26 protein-coding genes are annotated in these 24,368 nt (G+C 64.0%); 14 read left to right on the top strand and 12 right to left on the bottom strand.

What is annotated here, in order from left to right:
* Positions 1-24 precede the first annotated feature (24 nt).
* The 5 genes from rbfA (at position 25) to IHV84_RS13020 (ending at position 5,320) form a co-directional block, all read left to right on the top strand.
* A complete protein-coding gene (gene rbfA, locus IHV84_RS13040; protein ID WP_066695266.1) occupies positions 25-405 on the top strand; it encodes a 30S ribosome-binding factor RbfA in 381 nt (126 codons plus the stop codon).
* Complete coding sequence (truB, locus tag IHV84_RS13035) at positions 402-1,409, top strand: tRNA pseudouridine(55) synthase TruB (RefSeq protein WP_198847174.1); 1,008 nt, start codon at positions 402-404, stop codon at positions 1,407-1,409. Before rbfA ends, truB begins: the two co-directional genes overlap by 4 nt.
* Positions 1,406-3,229, top strand: coding sequence for a translational GTPase TypA (typA, locus tag IHV84_RS13030; protein WP_198847173.1), 1,824 nt, complete (start codon positions 1,406-1,408; stop codon positions 3,227-3,229). Before truB ends, typA begins: the two co-directional genes overlap by 4 nt.
* Before the next feature lie 121 nt (positions 3,230-3,350).
* Positions 3,351-4,226: a DMT family transporter gene (locus tag IHV84_RS13025; RefSeq protein ID WP_198847172.1), complete on the top strand. Its 876-nt coding sequence runs from the start codon at positions 3,351-3,353 to the stop codon at positions 4,224-4,226.
* Positions 4,223-5,320 carry an enoyl-CoA hydratase/isomerase family protein gene (locus IHV84_RS13020; protein ID WP_198847171.1) on the top strand — a complete coding sequence of 366 codons (1,098 nt, stop codon included), beginning with the start codon at positions 4,223-4,225 and terminating at the stop codon, positions 5,318-5,320. Before IHV84_RS13025 ends, IHV84_RS13020 begins: the two co-directional genes overlap by 4 nt.
* Before the next feature lie 92 nt (positions 5,321-5,412).
* On the opposite strand, the gene smpB is transcribed toward IHV84_RS13020, so the two are convergent.
* Positions 5,413-5,886: an SsrA-binding protein SmpB gene (gene smpB / locus IHV84_RS13015; protein ID WP_044400887.1), complete on the bottom strand. Its 474-nt coding sequence runs from the start codon at positions 5,884-5,886 to the stop codon at positions 5,413-5,415.
* A 132-nt stretch (positions 5,887-6,018) separates the two neighbouring features.
* On the opposite strand from smpB, the gene IHV84_RS13010 reads away from it, so the two are divergent.
* Positions 6,019-6,459: a type II toxin-antitoxin system RatA family toxin gene (locus tag IHV84_RS13010; protein WP_198847170.1), complete on the top strand. Its 441-nt coding sequence runs from the start codon at positions 6,019-6,021 to the stop codon at positions 6,457-6,459.
* A gap of 46 nt (positions 6,460-6,505) precedes the next feature.
* Positions 6,506-6,847 carry an RnfH family protein gene (locus tag IHV84_RS13005; RefSeq protein ID WP_370541266.1) on the top strand — a complete coding sequence of 114 codons (342 nt, stop codon included), beginning with the start codon at positions 6,506-6,508 and terminating at the stop codon, positions 6,845-6,847.
* 18 nt (positions 6,848-6,865) lie between these two features.
* Here the strand turns inward: IHV84_RS13005 and IHV84_RS13000 are convergent, their stop codons facing one another.
* Positions 6,866-7,390, bottom strand: a complete 525-nt coding sequence (locus IHV84_RS13000) for a DUF4124 domain-containing protein (RefSeq protein ID WP_198847168.1) — start codon at positions 7,388-7,390, stop codon at positions 6,866-6,868.
* A 149-nt stretch (positions 7,391-7,539) separates the two neighbouring features.
* Between IHV84_RS13000 and guaB the strand changes: the two genes are divergently transcribed.
* Complete coding sequence (gene guaB, locus IHV84_RS12995; protein WP_044400896.1) at positions 7,540-9,015, top strand: IMP dehydrogenase; 1,476 nt, start codon at positions 7,540-7,542, stop codon at positions 9,013-9,015.
* Between the two features lie 90 nt (positions 9,016-9,105).
* On the top strand, positions 9,106-10,722 hold the full coding sequence (gene guaA, locus IHV84_RS12990) for a glutamine-hydrolyzing GMP synthase (protein WP_066787006.1): 1,617 nt from the start codon (positions 9,106-9,108) through the stop codon (positions 10,720-10,722).
* 123 nt (positions 10,723-10,845) lie between these two features.
* Here the strand turns inward: guaA and IHV84_RS12985 are convergent, their stop codons facing one another.
* Entirely contained in the window at positions 10,846-11,256 is a 411-nt protein-coding gene (locus IHV84_RS12985) for a hypothetical protein (RefSeq protein WP_198847167.1), read from the bottom strand.
* Between the two features lie 114 nt (positions 11,257-11,370).
* Between IHV84_RS12985 and IHV84_RS12980 the strand changes: the two genes are divergently transcribed.
* Positions 11,371-12,441, top strand: coding sequence for a DUF6352 family protein (locus IHV84_RS12980; RefSeq protein WP_198847166.1), 1,071 nt, complete (start codon positions 11,371-11,373; stop codon positions 12,439-12,441).
* A 101-nt stretch (positions 12,442-12,542) separates the two neighbouring features.
* Here the strand turns inward: IHV84_RS12980 and putA are convergent, their stop codons facing one another.
* A complete protein-coding gene (gene putA, locus IHV84_RS12975) occupies positions 12,543-16,289 on the bottom strand; it encodes a trifunctional transcriptional regulator/proline dehydrogenase/L-glutamate gamma-semialdehyde dehydrogenase (protein ID WP_198847165.1) in 3,747 nt (1,248 codons plus the stop codon).
* Between the two features lie 131 nt (positions 16,290-16,420).
* On the opposite strand from putA, the gene IHV84_RS12970 reads away from it, so the two are divergent.
* The 3 genes from IHV84_RS12970 (at position 16,421) to rlmD (ending at position 18,782) form a co-directional block, all read left to right on the top strand.
* The gene (locus IHV84_RS12970) at positions 16,421-16,891 is read left to right on the top strand and encodes an Lrp/AsnC ligand binding domain-containing protein (RefSeq protein WP_066698484.1); all 471 of its coding nucleotides are present in this window, start codon (positions 16,421-16,423) and stop codon (positions 16,889-16,891) included.
* A 91-nt stretch (positions 16,892-16,982) separates the two neighbouring features.
* Positions 16,983-17,291: a hypothetical protein gene (locus IHV84_RS12965; RefSeq protein WP_198847164.1), complete on the top strand. Its 309-nt coding sequence runs from the start codon at positions 16,983-16,985 to the stop codon at positions 17,289-17,291.
* A 30-nt stretch (positions 17,292-17,321) separates the two neighbouring features.
* On the top strand, positions 17,322-18,782 hold the full coding sequence (gene rlmD, locus IHV84_RS12960) for a 23S rRNA (uracil(1939)-C(5))-methyltransferase RlmD (RefSeq protein WP_198847163.1): 1,461 nt from the start codon (positions 17,322-17,324) through the stop codon (positions 18,780-18,782).
* Between the two features lie 66 nt (positions 18,783-18,848).
* Here rlmD and IHV84_RS12955 read toward each other — a convergent pair whose 3' ends face one another.
* Complete coding sequence (locus tag IHV84_RS12955; protein WP_066698491.1) at positions 18,849-19,196, bottom strand: hypothetical protein; 348 nt, start codon at positions 19,194-19,196, stop codon at positions 18,849-18,851.
* 270 nt (positions 19,197-19,466) lie between these two features.
* On the opposite strand from IHV84_RS12955, the gene IHV84_RS12950 reads away from it, so the two are divergent.
* The gene (locus tag IHV84_RS12950) at positions 19,467-19,874 is read left to right on the top strand and encodes a heme-binding protein (RefSeq protein ID WP_044400933.1); all 408 of its coding nucleotides are present in this window, start codon (positions 19,467-19,469) and stop codon (positions 19,872-19,874) included.
* Between the two features lie 177 nt (positions 19,875-20,051).
* Here the strand turns inward: IHV84_RS12950 and hemP are convergent, their stop codons facing one another.
* From hemP to IHV84_RS12915, 7 genes are all read right to left on the bottom strand, one after another.
* Positions 20,052-20,264 carry a hemin uptake protein HemP gene (gene hemP, locus IHV84_RS12945; RefSeq protein WP_044403079.1) on the bottom strand — a complete coding sequence of 71 codons (213 nt, stop codon included), beginning with the start codon at positions 20,262-20,264 and terminating at the stop codon, positions 20,052-20,054.
* 172 nt (positions 20,265-20,436) lie between these two features.
* Positions 20,437-20,601, bottom strand: a complete 165-nt coding sequence (locus IHV84_RS12940; protein WP_156445240.1) for a hypothetical protein — start codon at positions 20,599-20,601, stop codon at positions 20,437-20,439.
* 241 nt (positions 20,602-20,842) lie between these two features.
* Complete coding sequence (locus IHV84_RS12935) at positions 20,843-21,253, bottom strand: biopolymer transporter ExbD (RefSeq protein WP_198847162.1); 411 nt, start codon at positions 21,251-21,253, stop codon at positions 20,843-20,845.
* Between the two features lie 3 nt (positions 21,254-21,256).
* Positions 21,257-21,976 carry a MotA/TolQ/ExbB proton channel family protein gene (locus IHV84_RS12930; protein ID WP_044403073.1) on the bottom strand — a complete coding sequence of 240 codons (720 nt, stop codon included), beginning with the start codon at positions 21,974-21,976 and terminating at the stop codon, positions 21,257-21,259.
* 25 nt (positions 21,977-22,001) lie between these two features.
* A complete protein-coding gene (locus IHV84_RS12925) occupies positions 22,002-22,703 on the bottom strand; it encodes an energy transducer TonB (RefSeq protein ID WP_198847161.1) in 702 nt (233 codons plus the stop codon).
* A 98-nt stretch (positions 22,704-22,801) separates the two neighbouring features.
* On the bottom strand, positions 22,802-23,074 hold the full coding sequence (locus IHV84_RS12920) for a bacterioferritin-associated ferredoxin (protein ID WP_082758652.1): 273 nt from the start codon (positions 23,072-23,074) through the stop codon (positions 22,802-22,804).
* 150 nt (positions 23,075-23,224) lie between these two features.
* The gene (locus IHV84_RS12915) at positions 23,225-24,340 is read right to left on the bottom strand and encodes an alpha-hydroxy acid oxidase (RefSeq protein ID WP_198847160.1); all 1,116 of its coding nucleotides are present in this window, start codon (positions 24,338-24,340) and stop codon (positions 23,225-23,227) included.
* Between the last annotated feature and the right edge of the window lie 28 nt (positions 24,341-24,368).

Raw genomic sequence — 24,368 nt, 5'->3', positions numbered from 1 at the left:
GGCGAACGAGGTACAAGCGACAACATGGCTGCGAAGAAATCTGCTACCCCTAACCGTGCCTTCAAGGTGGCCGACCAGATCCAGCGCGATCTGACCGAGCTCATTGCGCGCGAGTTGAAAGACCCGCGCGTGGGCATGGTGACCCTGCAAGGCGTGGAGGTCACTCCCGACTATGCCCATGCCAAGGTGTTTTTCAGCCTGCTGGTGGGTGACCCTGTGGAAACCCAGGCGGCGCTCAACCAGGCTGCGGGTTTCCTGCGCAATGGCCTGTTCAAGCGCTTGCACATCCACACCGTGCCTACGCTGCACTTCGTGTTCGACCGCACTTCCGAGCGCGCGGCCGACATGAATGCCTTGATCGCCAAGGCTGTTTCTTCGCGCGCGAAAGACGACGAGGAAGCATGACCGAGCGCGCTCCCCGCATCCGGGTGCAGCGGCGCCCGGTGCACGGAGTGCTGCTGCTCGACAAACCGCTCGGCCTTTCGAGCAACGACGCCTTGCAAAAGGTGAAGTGGTTGCTGCGCGCCGAAAAAGCGGGCCATACCGGTACGCTGGATCCGCTGGCATCCGGCGTGCTGCCTCTGTGCTTTGGCGCGGCTACCAAATTCAGCCAACTGCAACTCGACGCCCCCAAGACCTACGAAGCCGTGGCGTTGCTGGGCGTGACCACCGCTACCGGCGATGCCGAGGGCGACGTGCTGGAGTGCTGCGAGGTGCTGCCCGAACACCTGACGCCTGAGCGCTTGGCCGCCGTGCAGCAGCAGTTCACTGGCCCGATCAGCCAGGTGCCCCCCATGCACAGCGCGCTCAAAAAAGACGGCAAGGCGCTGTACGAGTACGCCCGCGCTGGCATTGCCGTGGAACGTGAGGCGCGCCAGGTCGTCATTCATGCATTGAAACTGGAGCTGATCCAGACAGAGAAAGCGCAAGCAGCTATCAAAATGATAGTGACTTGCAGCAAGGGTACATACATCCGTACCTTGGGAGAAGACATTGGTGCAGCGCTGGGGGTGGGGGCTCACCTGACCTTTTTGCGCCGCATCGATACGGGAGGCCTGGGGGTCGAGCGTTGCGTCACTTTGGCGCAACTCGAAGCCATGGACGAGGCGCAGCGCCTGGCTTGCGTTCTGCCTCCCGAGTCGCTGCTGGTGGGGCACACCCGTGTCACGTTGGACGGCGACAATGCAGCCCGGTTCTTGTCGGGTGTGCGTCGCCGTGGATCCTGGCCTGACGCCAGTGCCGTGGCGGTCTTTGGCGATCAACCTGCAGCGTTGCTGGGGGTGGGCCACATCGTTGGCGGGGAGCTGGTGCCGGGCAGGCTCCTGAGTCCGCTGGAAATTCAACAAATTTTGGAAGGCACGCCGCATTCCGCGTCCATGGCGCACAGCGGCACATTGGAAAAACTATGACGAAACAAATCCGCAATATCGCGATCATTGCCCACGTTGACCATGGCAAAACCACCATGGTCGACCAGCTGCTGCGCCAGTCCGGCACCTTTGCCGACCACGAAAAGGTCGTCGATACCGTGATGGACAACAACGCGATCGAAAAAGAGCGTGGCATCACCATCCTGGCCAAGAACTGCGCCGTGAGCTGGAAGGGCACGCACATCAACATCGTGGACACCCCCGGTCACGCGGACTTCGGCGGCGAAGTGGAACGTGCCCTGTCGATGGTGGACAGCGTGGTGCTGCTGATTGACGCGCAAGAAGGCCCCATGCCCCAGACGCGTTTCGTGACCAAGAAGGCCTTGGCCCTGGGCCTGCGCCCCATCCTGGTGGTGAACAAGGTGGACAAGCCCGGCGCTAACCCCGACAAGGTCGTGAACGCTGCGTTCGACCTGTTCGACAAGCTGGGTGCCACCGACGAACAACTCGACTTCCCCGTGGTGTACGCCTCGGGCATCAACGGCTGGTCGTCGCTCGAAGAAGGCGCTCCTGGTGAGCAGTGGGGCCCCGACATGTCGGCCCTGTTCGACACCATCCTCAAGCACGTGCCGCCGAACACTGGCAACCCTGACGCTCCCCTGCAACTGCAAATCTCGGCGCTGGACTTCTCCACCTTCGTGGGCCGCATCGGCGTGGGTCGTATCAGCCAGGGCACTTTGAAGCCCATGCAGGACGTGGTCGTCATGGAAGGCCCCGGTGGCAAGACCGTCAAGGGCCGCGTGAACCAGGTGCTGACGTTCCAGGGCCTGGATCGCATGCAGACCCCCCTGGCTGGCCCTGGCGATATCGTGCTGATCAACGGCATTGAAGACATCGGCATCGGCGTGACAGTGACCGACCCCGCCAACCCTGCGCCGCGGCCCATGCTGAAGGTGGACGAGCCCACGCTGACCATGAACTTCTGCGTGAACACGTCGCCCCTGGCCGGCCGCGAAGGCAAGTTCGTGACCAGCCGCCAGATCTGGGACCGCCTGCAAAAGGAACTGCAGCACAACGTGGCCCTGCGCGTGAACGAAACGGACGAAGAAGGTGTGTTTGAAGTGATGGGCCGTGGTGAATTGCACCTGACCATCCTCTTGGAAAACATGCGCCGTGAAGGTTACGAGCTGGCAGTGTCCAAGCCCCGCGTGGTGTTCAAGGACATCGACGGCGTCAAGCACGAGCCCATCGAGCTGGTGACGGCTGACATCGAAGAAGGCCACCAAGGCGGCGTGATGCAAGCCCTGGGCGAGCGCAAGGGCGAGCTGGTGAACATGGAGTCCGACGGCCGTGGCCGTGTACGCCTGGAGTACCGCATTCCTGCCCGTGGCCTGATCGGTTTCACCAACGAGTTCCTGAACCTGACGCGCGGTTCCGGCCTGATCTCCAACATCTTCGATGGTTACGAGCCGCACAAGGGTGAGATCGGCGGTCGCAAGAACGGCGTGCTGATCTCCATGGATGACGGTGAAATCTTCACCTACGCCCTGGGCAAGCTGGACGACCGTGGCCGCATGTTCGTGAAGGCCAATGACCCCGTGTACGAAGGCATGATCGTCGGTATCCACAGCCGCGACAACGATCTGGTAGTGAACGCCACGCGTACCAAGCAGCTGACCAACTTCCGCGTGAGCGGCAAGGAAGACGCGATCAAGATCACGCCTCCCATCGACCTCACGCTGGAGTACGGTGTCGAGTTCATCGAAGACGACGAGCTGGTCGAAATCACCCCCAAGTCGGTGCGTCTGCGCAAGCGCTATTTGACCGAGAATGAGCGCAAGCGCGCCAGCCGCTCTTGATATGAAGCGCGCTGACTTCGTGCCGAGCTCACCAGCCAGGCGCGCAGGTCGATCGATGAAAGGGCCCAGCGATGCTGAGGCCCTTTTTTCCGTCCGTTGGTAGTTCTGACACAGCCGTTCCATGCTCAAACTCACACACACCCGCGCGGTGTTCCTGATGGTGGTGGTGACCTTGCTCTGGTCGATTGCGGGGTTGGTCACGCGCCACCTGGAGCAGGCTCGCAGTTTTGAAGTCACCTTCTGGCGCAGTTTCTTCACCTTGCTGAGCCTGCTGGTCATGCTGCCCGCCATCCAGGGGCGGGGGGTGTTTGGCACCATTCGTCGCGGTGGCGCCGCGCTGTGGCTGTCAGGCCTGTGTTGGGCGACGATGTTCACCGCCTTCATGGTGGCCCTGACGTTGATGCCCGTGGCCAACGTGCTGGTCACCATGGCCGTGGGGCCGCTGCTAACGGCACTTTTTGCTCGGATATTCATCGGCCATCACATTGCGCTGCGCACCTGGGTGGCGATTGGGCTGGCCGGGCTGGGTATTGGCTGGATGTACGGCTCGCAAATGGCGGGTCTGCCACTGTCTGGCACCTTGGTGGCCCTGTGCGTGCCCGTGGCTGCTGCTGCCAACTGGACGGTGGTGCAGCACGCTCAGCGCCATGGCCATGCGGTGGATCTGGTGCCTGCGGTGCTGGTGGGGGCTGTGGTGTCGGTGATAGTGACATTGCCACTGGCCTTGCCGCTGCAAGCCACCGCACATGATTTATTCTTGCTGGCTTTGCTGGGGGTCTTCCAGTTGGCCATTCCTTGCGTTTTGGCGGTGCGCTGTGGGCGCGTGCTCAAGGCTCCCGAGATGGCACTGCTGGGCTTGCTGGAGGTGATCTTTGGCATTCTGCTGGCGTGGCTCGGCGCCGGAGAGCGCCCAGCCTCTGCCGTACTGGCCGGTGGGGCACTGGTGATCGGTGCCCTGGTTTTCAATGAAATGTTGGGTTGGAAGGAACAAAAATGACGGAGACAGTGGTGGCTGCTGAGGTGTTGAGTGAAGTGCGTGGTCAGGTGGGTTTCATCACCCTGAACCGGCCCCGGGCGCTGAATGCGCTTTCTTTGGGCATGGTGCGTGACCTGATGGCCACCTTGCTTGCCTGGCAGGCCGATGACCGGGTGCTGGCCGTGGCCATTCGCGGCAGCAATAAGGAAGGCCCCTTTGGCGCGTTTTGCGCGGGCGGCGACATTCGCTTTCTGCACCAGGCGGGCAGCCAGGGCAACCCTCTGATCGAAGACTTCTTCACGGAAGAGTACGCCCTCAACCACCTGATCCACAACTACACCAAGCCCTATATCGCCTTCATGGATGGCATCGTGATGGGGGGCGGCATGGGTATCAGCCAGGGCGCGGCCCTGCGCGTGGTGACAGAGCGCACCAAAATGGCCATGCCTGAAACCGCCATTGGCCTGTTCCCCGATGTGGGTGGCGGCTACTTCCTGAGCCGCTGCCCTGGCAGCGTGGGCGAATGGCTGGCCCTGACGGGCGACACCATTGGCGCGGGCGATGCCATCGAGAACCAGTTGGCCGACGGCTGCCTGCCTTCAGACCAGCAAGCCGCTGTGTGGGATGCCCTGGGCAGCCAGCACTTTGCAGATGGACAAGCCATTCGCGCCTTTGTTGCTTCAAAGTTTGTAGCTGCCAGCGCTCACCACACAAGCGCTAGAGCCGATATTGACCAATATTTTTCGCTGCCCACCGTGGGCGATATTGTGCGCGCCCTGGAGTCCGCTGACACCGACTGGGCGCGTGCCACAGCGGCCACGCTGCGCAAGCGCTCGCCCCTCATGTTGCACGTGGTGCTGGAGCAGATCCGCCGTGCGCGCCACATGGGCCTGGCCGATGACTTGCGCATGGAGCGCGACATGGTGCGCCACTGCTTCTTCCTGCGCCCCGGCCAGAGTGAGACGGTGGAAGGCATCCGCGCCCTGGCGGTCGACAAAGACCATGCCCCGAAATGGAACCCCGGCCGCATCGAGGATGTGACGCCCGAGATGGTCACGCCTTTCTTCGCTAGCCCCTGGCCTGCGCACGCCCATCCATTGGCCGCGTTGAAGTAAGCCCGTAGCACATAGGTGAGCACATGAGACAAAAAAGCCGCTGATGAAGCGGCTTTTTTGCGGGGTGGCAGTTGCTGCTGGTGCCGTGACGATCAGCGGTTACGGCTCTTCATGGCGCGTTCCACCTCGCGCTTGCCTTCGCGGTCCTTGATGGTGTCGCGCTTGTCGTGCTCTGCCTTGCCCTTGGCCAGCGCAATTTCGCATTTCACAAAGCCATTTTTCCAGTGCAGATTCAGGGGCACCAGGGTGTAGCCCTTTTGCTCCACTTTGCCAATCAGGCGCTTGATCTCGTCTTTCTTGAGCAGCAGTTTCTTGGTGCGTGCTGACTCGGGGTTGACGTGGGTGGAAGCGGTTTTGAGCGGGTGGATCAGGCAGCCCAGCAGGTACAACTCGCCATCGCGGATCAGCACATAGCCATCGGTCAGTTGTACCTTGCCTTCCCGCAGCGCCTTGACTTCCCAGCCGTGCAGCACCATGCCTGCCTCGTGGCGTTCTTCGAAGAAATAATTGAAAGCCGCTTTCTTGTTGTCAGCAATGCGGGACGAGGGATCGGGTTTTTTGGCCATGAGGAATTAGATAAGACGCAAACCGGAAGATAAAAGGCCTCCCTACAATTGTCGCTGTCTCGCACCCGCGATTCTAATTTCTCTGGCCCCCACATCAGCCCGCCCTGCCACGGGGCGCCGGGCCCCGTCTGCATGAAAACCGTTCAAAAGTCTGTCCTCATCTGGTACTCGCCCAAAGAAATGTTTGATTTGGTCACGGCCGTGGAGCGTTATCCCGAATTCCTTCCCTGGTGTGACCGTGCCCAGGTGCTGGAGCACAGCGAAGCGGGGATGACTGCGGAAGTGGGTATTGCGCTGGGCGGCATTCGCCAGACCTTCGTCACCCGCAATGTTCACGAAGCCCGTGAGCGGGTGCAAATGCACCTCGTCAAAGGTCCGTTCTCCAAGCTGGAGGGGGACTGGCGCTTTTTGCCTGTGGGCGATGGCACCCAGCGGGCATGCAAGGTGGAGTTGCAATTGAACTACGGCTTCAGTAGCGCCGCACTGGCAGCCCTGGTGGGCCCGGTGTTCGACCGCATTGCCGCCACCATGGTGGATGCGTTCGTCAAGCGCGCAGAGCAGGTGTATGGCTGAGCAGAGGGTGCAAGCTGCTGGCCACGATGTGACAGAGGATCACGCCTTGCAGGCCCCTTTGACCGTGGTCGTGGTGGTGTGCCTGGCCCCGCGGCAAACCCAGCAGTGGGAGCTGCAGTTGCCGCCAGGGGCTACCGTGGCAGACGCGCTGCAGGCTGGCCCCAGCGGCTCCGCCTGGCGCCAAGTGAGCAAGGGAACGGCTCTGTGTGGGATCTGGGGGCGTGTGGTGGAAAAAACCACGGTGCTGCAACACCAGGACCGGGTGGAGGTATACCGCGCCCTGAAGGTAGACCCCAAAGTGGCCCGGCGTGAACGTTTTGCCAAACAGGGCGCGCGCACCACCGGGCTGTTTGCCAGCAAGCGCCCAGGAGCCAAGGCCGGTTACTGAACCCTGGCTGCCTTGGCCTCAGCGTGTGCAGTCTGAGGCGATGATGTCGTTGGTGCGCTTGATTTCTGCGTTGCGGCTGGCTTCGTCCATGATGACTCGCTCACCCTGTGCATTGGTTTGCTTCATCAAAACGCCGGATTCCAGCGTTGCCTTGGCCTGGCGCGCCCGCGTGCAGTTCTCGGCTTTGGCTCGCGCTATCTTTTCTTCTTCCGCCTTTTTCTTGGCGGCTTCAGCTGCTTCAGCGGCGGCCTTTTTCTCTTCCAGTTCCTTGTCTTTGCCCGCCGCTACAGGTTTGGCGGCCGGTTTGGATGCGGCCGCTGCGGGCGTCGCGTTCTCGGCGCTGCTGGCTTCTGGCGTGGTAGCAGGGCGAGCCACCGGTGCACCGCCGGGCTGCTTCAGGATGCTTTTGGCGGGGACTTCAGCTGGCGGGGGGCGGTCGCTGAACACCTTGCGGCCGTCCTTGTCGATCCACTGCCACTGAGCAGCAGCACCCAGGGCCCATGTGCAGGCCACGGCCAGCAGGAGAAGCTTGTGCATTTTCATGCGGGCAAGTTTAGCGGTGAGGGCCGTGAGCTGTCACAGCATTCGCACTTGGTTACAGATGGGCGGAGGGTTGGGCTCCTCAGCCGGTTGTATCGCCGCCAACAGCGCGGGGGGCAGTGCGGGTACAATCCTTTTTTTGGAGCTTTCTCATGCGCCTTCTTGGAAAAGCGCTCACCTTCGACGATGTGTTGCTGGTGCCAGCGTACTCCCAGGTCCTGCCCAAGGACACGTCCCTCGCGACGAAACTCTCCCGCAACATCCAGTTGAACCTGCCGCTCGTGTCCGCCGCCATGGACACTGTGACGGAAGCACGCCTGGCCATCGCCATCGCCCAAGAGGGCGGCATCGGCATCGTGCACAAAAACCTCACACCGCAGGAGCAAGCAGCGCACGTGGCCAAGGTCAAGCGCTATGAATCCGGCGTGCTGCGCGATCCCGTGGTGATCACGCCAGAGCACACGGTTTTGCAAGTGCTTCAGTTGTCTGAGCAACTGGGCATCTCGGGATTCCCCGTATGCGACGGCGGCAAGGTGGTTGGCATCGTCACTGGCCGTGACCTGCGTTTTGAGACACGCTACGACGTCAAGGTCCACCAGATCATGACGCCGCGCGAGAAGCTCATCACCGTCAACGAAAAAGACGGCACCACGCCCGAACAAGCCAAGGCGCTGCTCAACAAGCACAAGCTGGAGCGCATCCTGGTCATCAACGATGCGTTCGAGCTCAAGGGCTTGATCACGGTGAAGGACATCACTAAGCAAACCAGCTTCCCCAATGCAGCGCGTGACGCGTCTGGCCGTTTGCGCGTGGGCGCTGCGGTGGGCGTGGGCGAGGGCACTGAAGAGCGTGTGGAAGCTCTGGTGCGCGCCGGTGTGGATGCCATCGTGGTGGACACAGCCCACGGCCACAGCAAGGGCGTGATCGAGCGTGTGCGCTGGGTCAAGCAAAACTACCCGCAAGTGGATGTGATCGGCGGCAACATCGCCACTGGCGCGGCTGCGCTGGCCTTGGTGGAAGCTGGTGCCGACGCCGTGAAGGTCGGTATCGGTCCTGGCTCGATCTGCACCACACGTATCGTGGCCGGTGTGGGTGTGCCCCAGATCATGGCCATCGACAACGTGGCCACTGCCCTCAAGGGCACCGGCGTGCCACTGATTGCAGACGGCGGTATTCGCTACAGCGGCGACATTGCCAAGGCTTTGGCGGCTGGCGCCAGCACCATCATGATGGGCGGCATGTTCGCGGGTACTGAAGAGGCTCCCGGCGAAGTGATCCTGTTCCAGGGCCGCAGCTACAAGAGCTACCGCGGCATGGGCTCGATCGGCGCCATGCAGCAAGGCAGTGCCGACCGCTATTTCCAGGAGTCGAGCACCGGCAACCCCAACGCCGACAAGCTGGTGCCTGAGGGCATTGAAGGCCGCGTGCCGTACAAGGGCTCGATGGTTTCCATCGTGTTCCAGATGGCTGGCGGCGTTCGTGCCGCGATGGGCTACTGCGGTTGCGCCACGATCGAAGAGATGAACAACAAGGCAGAGTTCGTCGAGATCACCACCGCTGGTATCCGCGAAAGCCACGTCCATGACGTGCAGATCACCAAGGAAGCACCTAACTACCGCGCGGATTGATCCTTCCGCAACCACAGGCCCGAACCCATCTCCCAGGTGTTCGGGCCTTTGTCTTTTCTCAAGCCCTCACGCACCTTTCTGTCGCCCGCCATGCAACACCAGAAAATCCTCATCCTTGATTTCGGCTCGCAAGTCACCCAGCTCATCGCCCGCCGTGTGCGCGAGGCCCATGTCTACTGCGAAGTGCACCCTTGCGATGTGACCGACGAGTGGATTCGCGAATACGCGAAGGACGGTCAGCTCAAGGGCGTGATCCTCTCTGGCAGCCACGCCAGCGTGTACGAGGTGGACGACAAGGCGCCCGCCGCCGTGTTTGAGCTGGGTATCCCTGTGCTGGGCATTTGCTACGGCATGCAGACCATGGCCAATCAACTGGGCGGCAAGGTCGAAGGCTCCAACACCCGCGAATTCGGCTACGCCGAAGTGCGTGCGCATGGCCACACCGAACTGCTCAAGGGCATTGAAGACTTTGCCACGCCTGAAGGCCACGGCATGCTCAAGGTGTGGATGAGCCACGGCGACAAGGTTACCGAGCTGCCCCCAGGCTTCAAGGTGATGTGTTCCACGCCGTCCTGCCCCATCGCAGGCATGGCCGACGAAAGCCGCCACTATTACGCCGTGCAGTTCCACCCCGAAGTGACGCACACCGTGCAAGGCCGTGCTCTGCTGGAGCGCTTTGTGCTGGGCATTTGCGGCACGCGCGCCGACTGGATCATGCGCGACCATATCGAAGAGGCGGTGCAAAAAATTCGCGAACAGGTGGGCGACGAGGAGGTGATTCTCGGCCTGTCGGGCGGGGTGGATTCCTCCGTGGCTGCCGCGTTGATTCACCGCGCCATCGGCGACCAGCTCACCTGCGTATTTGTCGATCACGGATTGCTGCGCCTGAACGAAGGCGACATGGTCATGGACATGTTCGAAGGCAAGCTGCACGCCAAGGTGATCCGCGTGGACGCCAGCGATTTGTTCCTGGGCAAGCTGGCGGGCGTGAGCGAGCCCGAGCAAAAGCGCAAGATCATCGGCGGCCTGTTCGTCGATGTGTTCAAGGCTGAGGCTGCCAAGCTCAAGGCGGGCACCGGCGGCCACAAGGGCGCTACCTTCCTGGCCCAGGGCACCATCTACCCCGACGTGATTGAAAGCGGCGGTGCCAAGAGCAAGAAGGCCGTCACCATCAAGAGCCACCACAACGTGGGTGGCCTGCCTGAGCAGTTGGGCCTGAAGTTGCTCGAACCTCTGCGCGACCTGTTCAAGGACGAAGTGCGCGAGTTGGGCGTAGCCCTGGGCCTGCCGCACGAGATGGTCTATCGCCACCCGTTCCCTGGCCCTGGCCTGGGTGTGCGTATCTTGGGCGAGGTGAAAAAAGAATACGCCGACCTGCTGCGCCGTGCCGACGCGATCTTCATCGAAGAGCTGCGCAACTTCAAGGACGAAGCGACAGGCAAGACCTGGTACGACCTGACCAGCCAGGCCTTCACCGTGTTTCTGCCCGTCAAGAGCGTGGGGGTGATGGGCGATGGCCGCACCTACGATTACGTGGTCGCCCTGCGCGCTGTGCAGACCAGCGACTTCATGACCGCCGACTGGGCTGAACTGCCTTATGCGCTGCTCAAGAAGGTGTCGGGCCGCATCATCAACGAAGTGCGTGGCATCAACCGCGTGACGTATGACGTGAGCAGCAAGCCACCAGCGACGATCGAGTGGGAATGATCGACACGCAGCTCAGATCCACCGACTGAGCTTCGATGCACAAGCAAAAAGGCCTTGAAGTCATTCAAGGCCTTTTTGTTTCAGGGACTTCGCTCTAGGGTGCGGCTACAGGGCCGCCGGCGGCTACTGTCCGCCAAACAGCCCGCCTTCGTCCAGCAATTCGTAGCTGATCTCGGGCCGTCGCTCCAGCGCTTGGCGGATGGCGGCGGGGATGGACTGGCGGGTTTTGCGGCACAGGCCGCGTTGTTCGTGGACCAGGATGGTGATGCCGCGCAGCGTGCGCACCTCGTTGGGGCCGGGGGCGATGGTCAGGCGGATGCCGAGTTGCTGCTCCATGCGGTCTTGCAGGCGGCGCAGGTCGGCCAGGCTGGTGATCTGCTCCAGCCGCTGCAGCAGGCGCTTTTCTTCCTCGCGGGTGAGCAGCAGCACGCGGGCGTCGGCCTGCGGGTCTTGCAGCAGGGCGTCGCGGTCGCATACGCAGGCGCCGGGCGGGCATTCGGTGCGGATGGGCAGCGAGGGGGGCAGCGCGTTCATGGTGCGGTGATTGTGCCGTTGCCCTTGCAATTGCGCATGGCTTTGCGGGAAAGCTCGGGTACTGGAGTTAGGGTGTTGTAGCCTCGGAGGTTTTGATTTTCGGGGACCGCTTTCGTGACGCCACACAACGATTTTTGGCCAGGCAGCCACTTTTCGCTCTTGCAACGCGATGCGCGGGGCTGGCTGGTGCCTACCGAGGCGTACGTGCGCACCCTGCTGGCACGGCCCGAACTGGCGCTGGTGCCAGAGTCCTGCGCCGCAGAAATCGCCTTGCACGAGGGGCTGGTGGCCGCACCCCTGGCACCTGTGCAGCGCGAGCAATTGGCGGCTGTGCAGGATGACGATGCGCGGGAAAACTACGCGGTGTTTCTGCGCTTTCGCGATGGCCTTCTGGCTGCGGGCACGCTGGAGGCCTATTACCTGCGGCTGATGCGCAGCGGCACGGTGGATGTGCCTGCCGTGTTCATCGATGCGGTGGTGCAGGCCTTGCTGCGCAATGTGCTGGACACGAGCAACGACGCGCTGGAAGCCCGCGCGGCCGAGATGCTGTTTCGCCCGCAGCGCATCACCTTGCAAGAAGGCCAGATGCTGGCGGGTGACCGCGATGCCCTCGACCTGCTGCACGAAACCGCAGGCCTGGGTGAAGTAGGGCGCCTGCTGCGCCAAGGCGGTGTGCTGCAACCCACCGCGCAGGTGCAGGTGCTCACGCCCGACAACGCTGCTACTTATTGGGCCGAGAGCGAGCGCCACCACTTTCTGCTGGACCTGACCCACGAGCTGACGCAGGACCTGAGCCATGGTCTCACCCTCAAGCTGACCCGCGCCCGCTCGGGCCTGAAGGCCCTGGCGCGGGTGCTGGAACGCTGGGTGCTGCATATGCTGGGCGTACAGGTGCAGATTGAGCCGGTGCACCAGATCAACGACAGCGCGTGGCGCTGGCATGTGGGGCTGGACGTGGAGTCCACCGCCATCTTGAACGACCTGTACCAGGACCGGCCGGTGGAGGCGGAGCGGATGCAGCGCCTTGTCAGCCTGTTCACACTGACCTTTGCCAACCCCGCAGAGATGCGCGCCGATGTGGCAGGAAAGCCTGTGTACCTGGGGCTGGCCACCAATGCCGAGGGGCTGGTACGCATCAAGCCGCAGAACCTGCTGCTGAACTTGCCGTTGGCGACGGCCTCTTGATTTGCTATTGAATCAATAGCTGCCAGCGCTTGTCTAATAAGCGCCAGAAGCCGTTTTGATTAAAAACCGCCGCAGCGCATGCGTAGCGCTGCGGCGGGTGCTCAACCCAGTGTCATCAGGCTGGCATTACCGCCCGCAGCGGCGGTGTTCACGCTCAAGGCGCGCTCAATCAGCAGGCGTTCCAGCGGAATGTCCACCGCGCCAGGCTGCATGGCTGTCACGCCCACGATGGGGCCAGGGCGCTGGGCCAGGGCTGTGCACACGGCCTGCAAGGCCTTGCCATCGCCATGGTGCAGTACTGCGTCCAGCGCCACGCTGGCATCGGTGAGGGCGTTGTCTTGCAGCACCACCTGGGCTTGCGCGGCGGTGGGCAGCTGGTTGCGCAGGCTGGCCTGTGCGGTGGGCCACAGCGCCTTGCCGCCACTGGCCAGCACGGCGGCTGTTTGCACCAGCAGGTCGCTGACAGACGTTGCCACGCACAGCACATGTGCGCGCGGGGCCAGGGTGTACACGTTGCGCTCGCCCGTGGGGCCGGGCAGGGTGCGGGAGGTGCCGCTTTGCGTTTCCTGTGCAAAGCGCTGGCAGGTGCTGGCCAGTGCCGCGTTGCCCTGGCTTTGCGCCCACTGCTGCAGGGCCGACAAGGCGGGCAACTGGCGGTTGCGGGCCGCGGCCTCGGGCGGCGTGGCGCGGTCTGTGTCGGCAAAGGTGCGTGCGAGCGCATCGGCGGGGCGCTGCGACAGCAGCCGCAGCAGGTACAGCGGCCCGCCGGCCTTGGGCCCGGTGCCCGACAGGCCTTCGCCACCAAACGGCTGCACGCCCACCACGGCGCCCACCATGTTGCGGTTCACGTACACGTTGCCGGCATGGGCGCGGTCCACCACGCGGGCAATGGTTTCGTCGATGCGGGTGTGCACGCCCTGGGTCAGGCCGTAGCCGGTGGCGTTGATCTCGTCCAGCAACTGGTCCAGATTCTTGCGGGCGTAGCGCACCAGGTGCAGCACGGGGCCGAAGACTTCGCGCTGCAGCTCGCCGATGTGGTTCAGTTCGATCAGCGTGGGCGGCACAAAGGTGCCAGGTGCGCTGCGGACCGCCAGGTGGCTGGGGTGCTGGTACACGCGGTGGCCTTGGGCTTTGAACTTTTCGATGTGCTGGACGATGCTGGTTTGCGCTTCGGCGTCGATGACGGGGCCCACGTCCACGCGCAGTTCGGCGGTGTTGCCCACGCGCAGTTCGCCCATGGCGCCTTGCAGCATCTCGACCACGCGGTCGGCGGCTTCTTCCTGCACGCACAGCACGCGCAGGGCAGAGCAGCGCTGGCCTGCGCTGTCAAAGGCGGACGACACGGCATCGCCCACCACCTGTTCGGCCAGTGCGGACGAGTCCACGATCATCGCGTTCTGCCCACCCGTTTCCGCAATCAGCGGAATGGGGCGACCTGCGGCATCCAGCCGACCGGCCACGGTGCGCTGCAGGATGCGTGCGACTTCGGTGGAGCCGGTGAACATGACGCCCATCACGCGCGCATCGCCAATCAGGCGTGCGCCCACGGTCTCGCCCTGGCCGGGCAGCAGTTGCACGGCCGCGCGGGGCACACCGGCCTGCCACAGCAGGCGTACGGCCTCGGCGGCGATCAGCGGGGTTTGCTCTGCGGGCTTGGCCAGCACGGGGTTGCCTGCGGCCAGGGCTGCGGCCACTTGGCCCATGAAGATGGCGAGGGGGAAGTTCCAGGGGCTGATGCAGGCCACCGGGCCCAGCGGGATGTGGGTGGCGTTGTCAAAGGTGCTTTGCACCTGCGCGGCGTAGTAGCGCAAGAAGTCCACGGCTTCACGCACTTCGGCCACGGCGTTGCTGGCGCTCTTGCCCGCTTCGCGCATCAGCAGGCCCAGCAGGGGCTGCATGCGCTCTTCCAGCAGGTCGGCGGTGCGCAGCAAGGCTGCGGCGCGTTCGGCGGGTGGCGTGGCGGCCCAGGGGGCTGCGGCGGCCTGGGCGTGGGCCAAGGCCTGGTCTACGTCGGCCGTGGTGGCTTCTTGCACCTGGCCCACCACGTCGTTGTGGTCAGCGGGGTTGCGCACGGGCTGGGTGGTGCCTGCGGGCACGTCAGTGGCCAGCAGGGGCGCTGCCGTCCAGGTGTGGCTTGCCGTGGCTTGCAGGGTGGCGGCCAGCTCGGTCAGCGTGTTTTCGTTCGACAAATCCAGCCCGCGTGAGTTGCTGCGGTGGGCGCCATACAGCGCCGCTGGCAGGGGGATGCGCGGGTGGGGCAGGCCGGCGGTGCCTTCCTTCGCTGCCTGCTCATCCACCACCTGCACGGGGCTCTTCACCAGCTCATCCAGCGCAATGGTTTCGTCGGCAATGCGGTTCACGAACGAGGTGTTGGCGCCGTTTTCGAGCAGGCGGCGCACCAGGTAGGCCAGCAGGGTTTCGTGCGTGCCCACGGGGGCGTAGATGCGGCAGGGGCGGCCCAGCTTGCCAGCCGTGATGGCGCCCACCACCTGTTCATAAAGCGGCTCGCCCATGCCGTGCAGGCACTGGAACTCGTATTGCCCGGCGTAGTAGTTGCTGCCCGCCAGGTGGTAGATGGTGGCCAGCGTTTCCGCGTTGTGGGTGGCGAACTGCGGGTACACGGCTTCGGGTGCGGCCAGCAGCTTCTTGGCGCAGGCGATGTACGAAATGTCGGTGTGCACCTTGCGGGTGTAGACGGGGTAGTCTTCCAGGCCATCGACCTGGGCGCGCTTGATTTCGCTGTCCCAGTACGCGCCCTTCACCAGGCGCACCATCAGGCGGCGCTGGGTGCGGCGGGCCAAATCCACCACGTAGTCGATGACGAAGGGGCAGCGCTTTTGGTAGGCCTGGATGACGAAGCCAATGCCGTTCCAGCCGGCCAGCGTGGGCTCGTGGCACAGGCGCTCCAGCAGGTCCAGCGACAGCTCCAGCCGGTCGGTCTCTTCCGCGTCGATGTTCAGGCCAATGTCATAGCGTTTGGCCAGCACGGTCAGGCGCAGCACCAGGGGGTACAGCTCGTCCATCACGCGGTCAAATTGCGCGCGGCTGTAGCGCGGGTGCAGGGCCGAGAGCTTGATGGAGATGCCAGGCCCTTCGTAGATGCCGCGCCCGGCAGAGGCTTTGCCAATCGCGTGGATGGCTTGCTCGTACGACGCGTAGTAGCGCTTGGCATCTTCGCTGGTCAGCGCTGCCTCGCCCAGCATGTCGTACGAATAGCGAAAGCCCTCGGCTTCCATCGTGCGGGCGTTGTGCAGGGCTTCGTCAATGGTCTCACCCGTCACGAATTGCTCGCCCATCATGCGCATGGCGATGTCCACGCCCTTGCGGATCAGGGGCTCGCCACCCTTGCCGATCAGACGGCTGAGCGAGTTACCCAGGCTGCTTTCGCTGTGCGTGGCCACCAGCTTGCCGGTGATGAGCAGACCCCAGGTGGCGGCGTTGACGAACAGCGAGGGGCTTTTGCCCAGGTGCGAATCCCACTGGCCATTGCTGATCTTGTCGCGGATGAGCGCGTCGCGCGTGGCTTTGTCGGGGATGCGCAGCAGTGCCTCGGCCAGGCACATCAGCGCCACGCCTTCTTGGGATGACAGTGAAAACTCCTGCAGCAGCCCCTGCACCAGGCCGGCACGACCAGCGCTGGCCTTGCGCTCGCGCAGCGACTTGGCAATGCGCAGCGCCAGTTGCTGCGACGCGGTGGCCAGCTCTTGTGGCAGGCGGGCCTGGGCCAGCAGCGGTGCCAGGGCCTCGGGCTCGGGGCGGCGGTAGGCGGCGGTGATGGGCGCGCGCAGCGGGTTGGTGAGCGGGGTGCGGGGCGCGAACTGTGCAAACGGAGCGGAGGGTTGCGTCATGGCGATGCCTTGGGTGGAAGGTGGGAGCCAAACAGGGTTTGGCGCAATGAAAGCGATGATCCCCGGACTTGAGCCGAATGAATATTCAAAGAATGCGCTATTGTTTGAATAATTCACTAAGAATAGGTGCCATGGAAAATAATCTGGACCGCATCGACCGAAAAATCTTGTCAATCCTGCAAGAAGACGGGCGCATCGCCAATCTGAAGCTGGCCGAGGCCGTGGCCTTGTCGCCCACCGCCGTGCTGGCGCGGGTGCAGCGCCTCACGCGCGAGGGCTACATCCTGGGTTATGAGGCGCGCCTCAATCCCATGAAGCTGGGTGCGGGCATGCTGGTGTTTGTGGAGGTGCTGCTGGACCGCACCACGCTCAACGTGTTCGACCAGTTCAAGGCTGCGGTGCAGGTGCACCCCGAGATCATGGAATGCCACCTGGTGGCGGGTGGCTTTGACTACCTGCTCAAGACCCGCGCCGCCGACATGAACGCTTACCGGGTGTTTGCTGGCAATGTGCTGTGGCAGCTGCCCGGCGTGCGTGAAACCCGCACCTATGCGGTGATGGAAGAGGTCAAGCACAGCAACCATCTGCATCTGCATGTGTGAGGCTGGCAGCTGTCCCATGGGGGTGGAGCCGCCGAGGACGCCGCCGCATAATGCAGCCACAAATTTTGAACTGATACCCGAGGAGAGGAATATGTCCGCATTGCCCCATGTCGCAGCCGTTGCCGCTCTGGCCGCCGCCCTGTTCAGCCCTGTGGCGTCTGCTGCCTGCTACCAAATCTATGCGCCCGATGGTGAATTGATCTACCGCTCCATCGAGCCACCGGTAGACATGTCGTACCCCCTGCACCAGACGCTGCCCAAGGTTGCCCCTGGCGGCAAGTTGATCTTCTCGCTCGACCTGCACGGCTGTGAACTCACCATCAACAAGCTGTCTGTGCGTGCGGGCAAGCCTGCGTCCGTTCCCCTGCCAGTCCAAGACCGCCGCGCCGACCGCGGGTGAACCAGGCCGCGAGCCTGAGACAATCGGGGGATGAGCGAACAGACCGAACCACTCTCCCCACCCCTTCAAGACACCGCAGACCAGCCCGATCTTCCCGAGGGCTGGCTTGCCGTCCAGTCCATGGACCTGGATGCCCAGGGCGTGGCCCGCAAGCCCGACGGCAAGGTGGTCTTCATTGATGGTGCCCTGCCGTTCGAGTGGGTCAGCGCCAACACCCACCGCAAAAAGAACAACTGGGAACAGGCCAGCCTGACGGACATCCACCGCGAGTCCTCGCAGCGCGTGCGCCCTGGTTGCCCGCACTTTGGCCTGCATGGCGGTGCCTGCGGCGGCTGCAAGATGCAGCACCTGGACACGCGCGCCCAGGTGGCCGTCAAGCAGCGGGCGCTGGAGGACAACCTCTGGCACCTGGGCAAGGTGAAGGCCGAAACCATCCTGCGCCCCATCGAAGGCCCCGCCTGGGGCTACCGCTACCGCGCCCGCCTGGCCGTGCGCCACGTCATCAAAAAGGGCACGGTGCTGGTGGGCTTTCACGAGCGCAAGAGCCGCTACGTGGCCGACATGGAAGTCTGCCCCGTGCTGCCGCCCCACGTCAGCGCCATGCTGATGCCGCTGCGCAAGCTGGTGGCCGACATGGATGCGCGCGACACCTGCCCGCAAATTGAGCTGGCCTGCGGCGACCACGTCACGGCCCTGGTGCTGCGCCACCTGGAGCCCTTGTCGGCCGAAGACATTGCCCGCCTGCGCGCCTTTGCCGCGCAGCACAACGTGCAATGGTGGCTGCAGCCCAAGGGGCCCGACACCGTCAAGTTGCTGGACGAAGGCGGCGAGACACTGTCGTATGCGCTGCCCGACTTCGGCATCACCATGCCGTTCAAGCCCACCGATTTCACGCAGGTGAACCCGCACATCAACCGCGTGCTGGTGTCGCGCGCCCTGCGCTTGCTGGACGTGCAAAAGCACGAACGGGTGATTGACTGGTTCTGTGGCCTGGGCAACTTCACGCTGCCCCTGGCCACCCAGGCGCGCGAGGTGCTGGGCATTGAGGGCAGTGAGGCCCTGGTGGCCCGCTCGCGTGAAAATTACAAGTCAAATCAGGCTCAAAGGCAGGATGGAAAAGCGCTGGCAGCTACTGATTTTGTAGCGCGCAACCTGTTTGAGATGACGCCAGAGATGCTGATTGCCGACGGCACCGCCGACAAGTGGCTGGTAGACCCACCGCGCGAAGGCGCCTTTGCCCTGGCCAAGGCCCTGGCAGACATCGAACAGGCCCGCATTGGCGCTGAGGGCGCTGGCCCGTTGCCCGCAGGGGCCGAAGGCTGGACGCCGCCCAAGCGCATTGTGTACGTGAGCTGCAACCCCGCCACGCTGGCGCGCGATGCGGGCCTGCTGGTGCATTTGGCGGGCTACCGCTGCGTGGCGGCGGGCATGGTCAACATGTTCCCGCACACCGCGCACGTTGAAAGCATGGCGGTGTTTGAGCGGGCCTGAGCAGGCCTGGTAGGCGCAGCGGCCGGCCCCAGGCCGGCTGCGCCGCTGTGAGGCGGCTTTGGAGGATCAGCCCGGGTCGCGGGCGCCAGAGGCTGGCGTGCTCTTCTTCTCGGGTTTTTCGTTGCGGTCAATGACCGAGGGGGCGCCTTCGAGCTTGTTCTCGCGCATGTAGGCGTCCATTTCCTTCCAGCCCGCAAACACTGCTGCCTTCGAGGCCTTGGGATTCAGGGTGTAGCAGTCTTCCAGCCCGCGCAGGGCATAGCGGCAGGCGCCGCCGATGGCTTTGGATTCTTCTTCCCGCTGCGCAATGCGGGGGTCAGGCCAGATGCCTGGGATTTCACAACCAGTCAGCACCACCACCGCCATGGCGGCAACAAGCAAACGCGAAGGGAGGACGCGGAGGTATGGAAACATCTTGTCTCATTATCGGCACGCTGGGCCCAAACCTTGAGAGTACCCTGCGCCGCAGTCAACATAGTCGTTGAGTGCCGTGGCCGCGGCGTACCGTTATTTCGCAGGGGCGCTGCGTGAAGGGGGCAAGGGATGTGAGGGATGCGCGGGATTCCCTCACTGCAGGGATGAACTCTTTCACCCCAGCTGGTCATCGCCAACGCCGCCGCGGGCGCTATGCTCCGGGAGCGTTGGCAGCGGATTGATCCCGTGGCCCGCCTCAAAGGACATTCCATGAAAACCAAATTTGAACTCGAACTCGCTGACGTCAAGCGCATCGCCGCCGCTGCAGAAGCCGAAGCGCTTAAGAACCAATGGGCCGTGACCATTGCCATCGTGGACGATGGCGGCCACCTGCTGTGGTTGCAGCGCCTGGATGGGGCTCCCGCCATTTCCTCGCACATTGCGCCAGCCAAGGCCCACACTGCCGCCCTGGGCCGGCGTGAGAGCAAGGTGTATGAAGACGTCATCAACGGCGGCCGCACCTCGTTCCTGAGCGCACCTGCCGTGGCGGGCATGCTCGAAGGCGGTGTGCCTATCCTGAAGGACGGCCAGTGCCTGGGTGCGGTGGGGGTCAGTGGCGTGAAGTCTTCCGAAGACGCGCAGATTGCCCGTGCCGGCATTGCCGCCATCGGCCTGTAAAAGCCCAAGCCGTGCCAGTGGCACGCGCCAACAAAAAACCGGCCACTGGGCCGGTTTTTTGTTGGGGAAACGAAGATCGCAGGGAAAAAAAGCCTGGCTACGCGGGATCAACCGTTGGCTGGCAAACACGACCCTTGCGGACTGCTGATGAGCCCGGGAGTCGCCCCACGATGAAACTCATTTGGTCAGGATCAGCTTGCCCAGCTTAGTGGCTTGCAAGCGGTACAGCGAACCGTTGTGGCTGATGGCCACGGCCTTCTGGCCTTGCAGTAGGGTGCTGCTGTCCACCGCCAGCACGGGGCCATCAGCGGTGGGAGAGGGGGCAGAACCCGTGTTGGCGGGGGCCACGGAAGAACGCAAGAACGCGGCGGTGGTCAGGGTGGCTTGCATGTCTGTGTTCCTGAAGCGGTGTAATGCTGTCGATGTGCTAATGATAACGATTCGCAATTACTTTGCAAGCGGTTTCTGAAAAATATTTCCCTGTTCGGGTTGAGATCCGCGATTCAGGCGGTGAGCATGGTGCGCAAGGCGGTCGGGCGCTCGTCCACCAGGGCTGACGCCTTCACCGCTCGCCATCGTTGCGCTGCTTGCCCGTGACTGCGGAGATAAAAACCTCGACCCCCAGGTACAGGAAGTACAAGACGCTTGCCAGTCTTCCCTGGTCAGCGAACAGCAACCCCAGGCAGACAGCGGCGCAGGTGAGGTGGGCGGCGAGGCGAATCTTCATGCAAGGTCTCCTGAAGGTGGGGCTGTGGACCCCTTGGGGTGTGGAGTGCGTGGCTGTGGTGGCCCGAGAGGGGCGCGCCCCAGTGGGCAAGTGCGGCCGGCGTGCGCAAAGCACTGAGGGGTGCCGCTGCTTTCATTGCACTGCGGCTCACAACGCAAAAAGCCCCGGGCGCGGGGCGTGGGGCTTTCAGAGGGGCACGGTGCCGTGCCAGAGGGCGGGCGTGACCACCAAGATGCCTTGCTTATTGCTGTGGGTCCGTCACAAACCCGATCTTGCGCACACCGGCACGTTGGGCTGCTGCCATGGCGATGGCCACCTTTTCGTAGCGCACGGCCTTGTCGCCACGGATGTGCAGGTCGGGCTGCGGCTCCTTGGCGGCTTCGGCTTGCAGGCGGGGGAAGAGTTCTTCCTCCGTCACTTCCGATTCGTTCCAGTAGTACTTGCCTTCGGCCGATACGCTCAGGCGCACGGTTTCGGGCTTCACGTCCTCGGGCTGGTTGGTGGCTCTGGGCAGGTCCACGTTGACCGAGTGTTTCATCACCGGCACGGTGATGATGAAGATGATGAGCAGCACCAGCATCACGTCCACCAGGGGCGTCATGTTGATCTCGTTCATCACCTCATCGGAGCTGTCCTGGGTTCCGAACGACATGGCTTAGCTGCCTTTCTTCATGGGCAGCACCTTGCCTTGTTCGCCGCCCGCGTTCACACGGGCGCCCGTTACAAAGTAGGCGTGCAGGTCGTGCGCAAAGCTGTTGAGGCTGCCCAGGATGGACTTGTTGCCGCGCACCAGGGCGTTGTAGCCCAGCACCGCAGGGATGGCCACGGCCAGACCCAGGGCGGTCATGATCAGCGCTTCGCCGATGGGGCCGGCCACCTTGTCGATGGTGGACTGGCCCGAGGTGCCGATGGCCAGCAGCGCGTGGTAGATGCCCCACACGGTGCCAAACAGGCCGATGAACGGCGCGGTAGAGCCCACCGAGGCCAGGATGGCCAGGCCCGATTGCAGGCGGGCGGTGAATTCATCAATGCAGTTGCGCAGGCAGCGCGTCACCCAGTCGCTCACATCCAGCGCGTCGTGCAGGTGCGCCTTGGTGTTGCGGTGGTGGGCGGTGGCTTCGCGACCTTCCAGCGCCAGGTGGCGGAAGGGGTTGGTGGGGTCAGCGCCCAGCTTGGTCATGCCGGCGGCAAAGTCTTCGCTGTGCCAGAAGTCTTGCGCGGCGCGGGCGTGCTTCTTGAACTTGATGATGTCCAGCGCCTTGATCAGGATGACGATCCACGAGGCCAGCGACATGCCCAGCAGCAGCACGGCCACGGCCCGGGTAACAAAGTCGCCTTGAATCCAGACATTGGCGATACCGAATTGCGATTCCATGAAAACTCCCTAAGCGTTGATTGGTTTATTCGAGAACAAAGTTGACGGGGACCAGGTTCCACATGGCTTCGGGAACACCGTTGCGCTTGCCGGGCACAAAGCGCCAGCGCATCACGGCCTCCTGGGCCTGGCGGTCCAGGCGCTCGTAGCCGCTGGACTTATTGATTTCCACCTTCTGCGGGGCGCCATCGGTGCCGATCAGCACGCGCAGCACCACCTTGCCTTGCTCACCCATGCGCTTGCTGATGGCGGGGTAGCTGGGCTTGGGGTTGTTGAGGTAGGCGGCGTCGCTGGAGGGCAGCTCGATCTTGGGCGGCGCCGGGGGCGCGGGCGGCGCCGCAGGCGCGGGGGCGGCGGCCACGGGCTCGGTGATGGGCGGCGCTGGCGGCTGCGGCGTGGTCACCCCCGTGGGCGCGTTGGGCGCGGGCGTGGGGTCGTTGATGGCCAGGGGCATGGGCGCCGGGGTGGGCTTGGGCGCTTGCACCTTCGGCGCTGGCTTGGGCGGTGTGGGCGCGGGTGGCTTGGGCGGCGGGGGGGCTACCTTGGGGGCGGGCGGGGCAATGAACTCGCTGAGCAACTCGGCGGGAACAATCACTTCGGCTGCTTTGCGCACCAGGCCCGACTGCAGGGCCCAGATGGCCGCAACGTGAAACAGCACCACGCTGCCCACGATGACGGTGTTGCGACTCAGGCCCCCAGCAGGGGCAAAACGATCAGGCTGCGACATAAAAATGATAGCTGCCAGCGCTTACTGCATAAGCGCTAGAGGCCAAAAAGACCTTGTTTATTTGCGAAAGATCCACCAGGCGGAGCCCGCCACCAGGATCAAGCTGCCTGCGAGTGTAGAGAGGAGGTCCATGCCTTGCTTTCCGTGATGGAGCTGGCAAGCTGGATCGCCCGTGGCGCGGTGTCATTGTGCACCGCAGCAACCGGATGAGACGCACTGCATTGCGCCACGACATCGCGCGCGCAGCTCTCGCAGCGGCCGCATTGGGTGGCAACGCCCAGTTCGAACTGGATTTCGTCAAAGCTCAGACCCGCCCGGGCGTGGCGGGCAATTTCTCGGTCCGAAACTCGGCGGCATACACAGACGATCATGGCGGCAAGCTAAGTAGCTGGCTGTTGGTAATGAATGAATTATAAATGCGAATCCATCGCATTTGCAATGCAATTCCTTGTTTTGGTAGGGTTGACATGGCCCAGGCCGTGTTCCAAGCCAACCCAGCCGGGGCGGGGCCCATGGCTCGATCAGTCAGCCGACAATGCCGCTGGCGCATCCGCCAGGGTTTTGCAGCCGGTGAGGGCCATGGCCACCTCCAGCTCGTCGCGCAGCAGGCGCAGCACATGGGCCACGCCCGCAGCCCCTGCGTGGGCCAGCCCGTGCACGGCAGGCCTGCCCACCAGCACCGCGCTGGCGCCCAGCGCTATGGCCTTGAGCACATCGGTGCCTCGGCGTATGCCGCCATCCACCAACACGGGCACGGCACCTGCCACGGCCTGCGCCACACGGGGCAGGGCCACCGCAGTGGGCGGGGCGGTGTCGAGCGTGCGCCCACCGTGGTTGGAGACGATGATCCCTGCCGCCCCCGCCGCCACGGCCTGCGTGGCGTCAGCCGGGCGCAGCACGCCCTTGAGCAGCACGGGCAGGCGGGTGATGGAGCGCAGCCAGGCGATGTCGTCCCAGGTGGGGGCCTGGTGCAGCAGGCCATCGAACAGTGCGCTTTGCCCAGGTTGCAGTTGCGGTGCGGGCGGGGGCTGAAGGCCTGCCAGGTTCACCGGGCCGATGCCTGGCGGCAAGCGAAACTGCGCACGGCGCTCCCGGTCGCGGATGCCGCTGGTGGGGGCGTCTACGGTGAGCACCAGGGCCTCGTAACCTGCGGCTTCCGCGCGCTGCACCAGGGCCTGGGTAAAGCCCCGGTCGTGCTGCAGATACAGCTGAAACCACAGCGGCCCGCGCCCTGGGTCGCTGAGCACCGCCTGGGCGATGGGCTCCAGCGGCAGGCTGGCCTGGGTGCTGAGCACCAGCCCTGCGCCCAGCGCTGCGGCGGCATAGGCGGTGGCCAGTTCGCCATCGGGGTGGGCCATGCGCTGAAAGGCAATGGGGGCCAGCAAGATGGGGTGCGCCAGCGTGCGGCCCAGCAGGCTGACGCGGGTGTGCCCGCCCGCCAGGGGGCGCAGCACGCGCGGCCACAGGGGCAGGGCGTCCCACGCGCTGCGGTTGGCGCGCAGGGTGATCTCATCGGCCGCCCCGCCACTGAAGTAGGCCCAGGCGTTGTCGTCCAGTTGCTGGCGCGCGTGCTGTTCGTGGTCGGCCAGGCTCACCACCGTGGGGGGAACCTTTTGCAGGGCGGGGGAATGGGTCATTGCAATGAAAAAAGCACCTGGCGCTTGT

Origin of the sequence: Acidovorax sp. IB03 (genome assembly GCF_016406015.1) — a bacterium.
GTDB classification, from domain to species: Bacteria; Pseudomonadota; Gammaproteobacteria; order Burkholderiales; family Burkholderiaceae_C; genus Acidovorax; species Acidovorax temperans.
The sequence above is the reverse complement of the archived record's forward strand: the minus strand, read 5'-3'. Positions and strand labels throughout refer to the sequence as shown.

What these genes read in the sequence shown, in the direction of transcription:
- rbfA (WP_066695266.1), top strand. Translation starts at nt 25, where the DNA reads ATGGCTGCGAAGAAATCTGCTACCCCTAACCGTGCCTTCAAGGTGGCC.
- truB (WP_198847174.1), top strand. Translation starts at nt 402, where the DNA reads ATGACCGAGCGCGCTCCCCGCATCCGGGTGCAGCGGCGCCCGGTGCAC.
- typA (WP_198847173.1), top strand. Translation starts at nt 1,406, where the DNA reads ATGACGAAACAAATCCGCAATATCGCGATCATTGCCCACGTTGACCAT.
- IHV84_RS13025 (WP_198847172.1), top strand. Translation starts at nt 3,351, where the DNA reads ATGCTCAAACTCACACACACCCGCGCGGTGTTCCTGATGGTGGTGGTG.
- IHV84_RS13020 (WP_198847171.1), top strand. Translation starts at nt 4,223, where the DNA reads ATGACGGAGACAGTGGTGGCTGCTGAGGTGTTGAGTGAAGTGCGTGGT.
- smpB (WP_044400887.1), bottom strand. Translation starts at nt 5,886, where the DNA reads ATGGCCAAAAAACCCGATCCCTCGTCCCGCATTGCTGACAACAAGAAA.
- IHV84_RS13010 (WP_198847170.1), top strand. Translation starts at nt 6,019, where the DNA reads ATGAAAACCGTTCAAAAGTCTGTCCTCATCTGGTACTCGCCCAAAGAA.
- IHV84_RS13000 (WP_198847168.1), bottom strand. Translation starts at nt 7,390, where the DNA reads ATGAAAATGCACAAGCTTCTCCTGCTGGCCGTGGCCTGCACATGGGCC.
- guaB (WP_044400896.1), top strand. Translation starts at nt 7,540, where the DNA reads ATGCGCCTTCTTGGAAAAGCGCTCACCTTCGACGATGTGTTGCTGGTG.
- guaA (WP_066787006.1), top strand. Translation starts at nt 9,106, where the DNA reads ATGCAACACCAGAAAATCCTCATCCTTGATTTCGGCTCGCAAGTCACC.
- IHV84_RS12985 (WP_198847167.1), bottom strand. Translation starts at nt 11,256, where the DNA reads ATGAACGCGCTGCCCCCCTCGCTGCCCATCCGCACCGAATGCCCGCCC.
- putA (WP_198847165.1), bottom strand. Translation starts at nt 16,289, where the DNA reads ATGACGCAACCCTCCGCTCCGTTTGCACAGTTCGCGCCCCGCACCCCG.
- IHV84_RS12970 (WP_066698484.1), top strand. Translation starts at nt 16,421, where the DNA reads ATGGAAAATAATCTGGACCGCATCGACCGAAAAATCTTGTCAATCCTG.
- IHV84_RS12965 (WP_198847164.1), top strand. Translation starts at nt 16,983, where the DNA reads ATGTCCGCATTGCCCCATGTCGCAGCCGTTGCCGCTCTGGCCGCCGCC.
- rlmD (WP_198847163.1), top strand. Translation starts at nt 17,322, where the DNA reads ATGAGCGAACAGACCGAACCACTCTCCCCACCCCTTCAAGACACCGCA.
- IHV84_RS12955 (WP_066698491.1), bottom strand. Translation starts at nt 19,196, where the DNA reads ATGTTTCCATACCTCCGCGTCCTCCCTTCGCGTTTGCTTGTTGCCGCC.
- IHV84_RS12950 (WP_044400933.1), top strand. Translation starts at nt 19,467, where the DNA reads ATGAAAACCAAATTTGAACTCGAACTCGCTGACGTCAAGCGCATCGCC.
- hemP (WP_044403079.1), bottom strand. Translation starts at nt 20,264, where the DNA reads ATGCAAGCCACCCTGACCACCGCCGCGTTCTTGCGTTCTTCCGTGGCC.
- IHV84_RS12940 (WP_156445240.1), bottom strand. Translation starts at nt 20,601, where the DNA reads ATGAAGATTCGCCTCGCCGCCCACCTCACCTGCGCCGCTGTCTGCCTG.
- IHV84_RS12935 (WP_198847162.1), bottom strand. Translation starts at nt 21,253, where the DNA reads ATGTCGTTCGGAACCCAGGACAGCTCCGATGAGGTGATGAACGAGATC.
- IHV84_RS12930 (WP_044403073.1), bottom strand. Translation starts at nt 21,976, where the DNA reads ATGGAATCGCAATTCGGTATCGCCAATGTCTGGATTCAAGGCGACTTT.
- IHV84_RS12925 (WP_198847161.1), bottom strand. Translation starts at nt 22,703, where the DNA reads ATGTCGCAGCCTGATCGTTTTGCCCCTGCTGGGGGCCTGAGTCGCAAC.
- IHV84_RS12920 (WP_082758652.1), bottom strand. Translation starts at nt 23,074, where the DNA reads ATGATCGTCTGTGTATGCCGCCGAGTTTCGGACCGAGAAATTGCCCGC.
- IHV84_RS12915 (WP_198847160.1), bottom strand. Translation starts at nt 24,340, where the DNA reads ATGACCCATTCCCCCGCCCTGCAAAAGGTTCCCCCCACGGTGGTGAGC.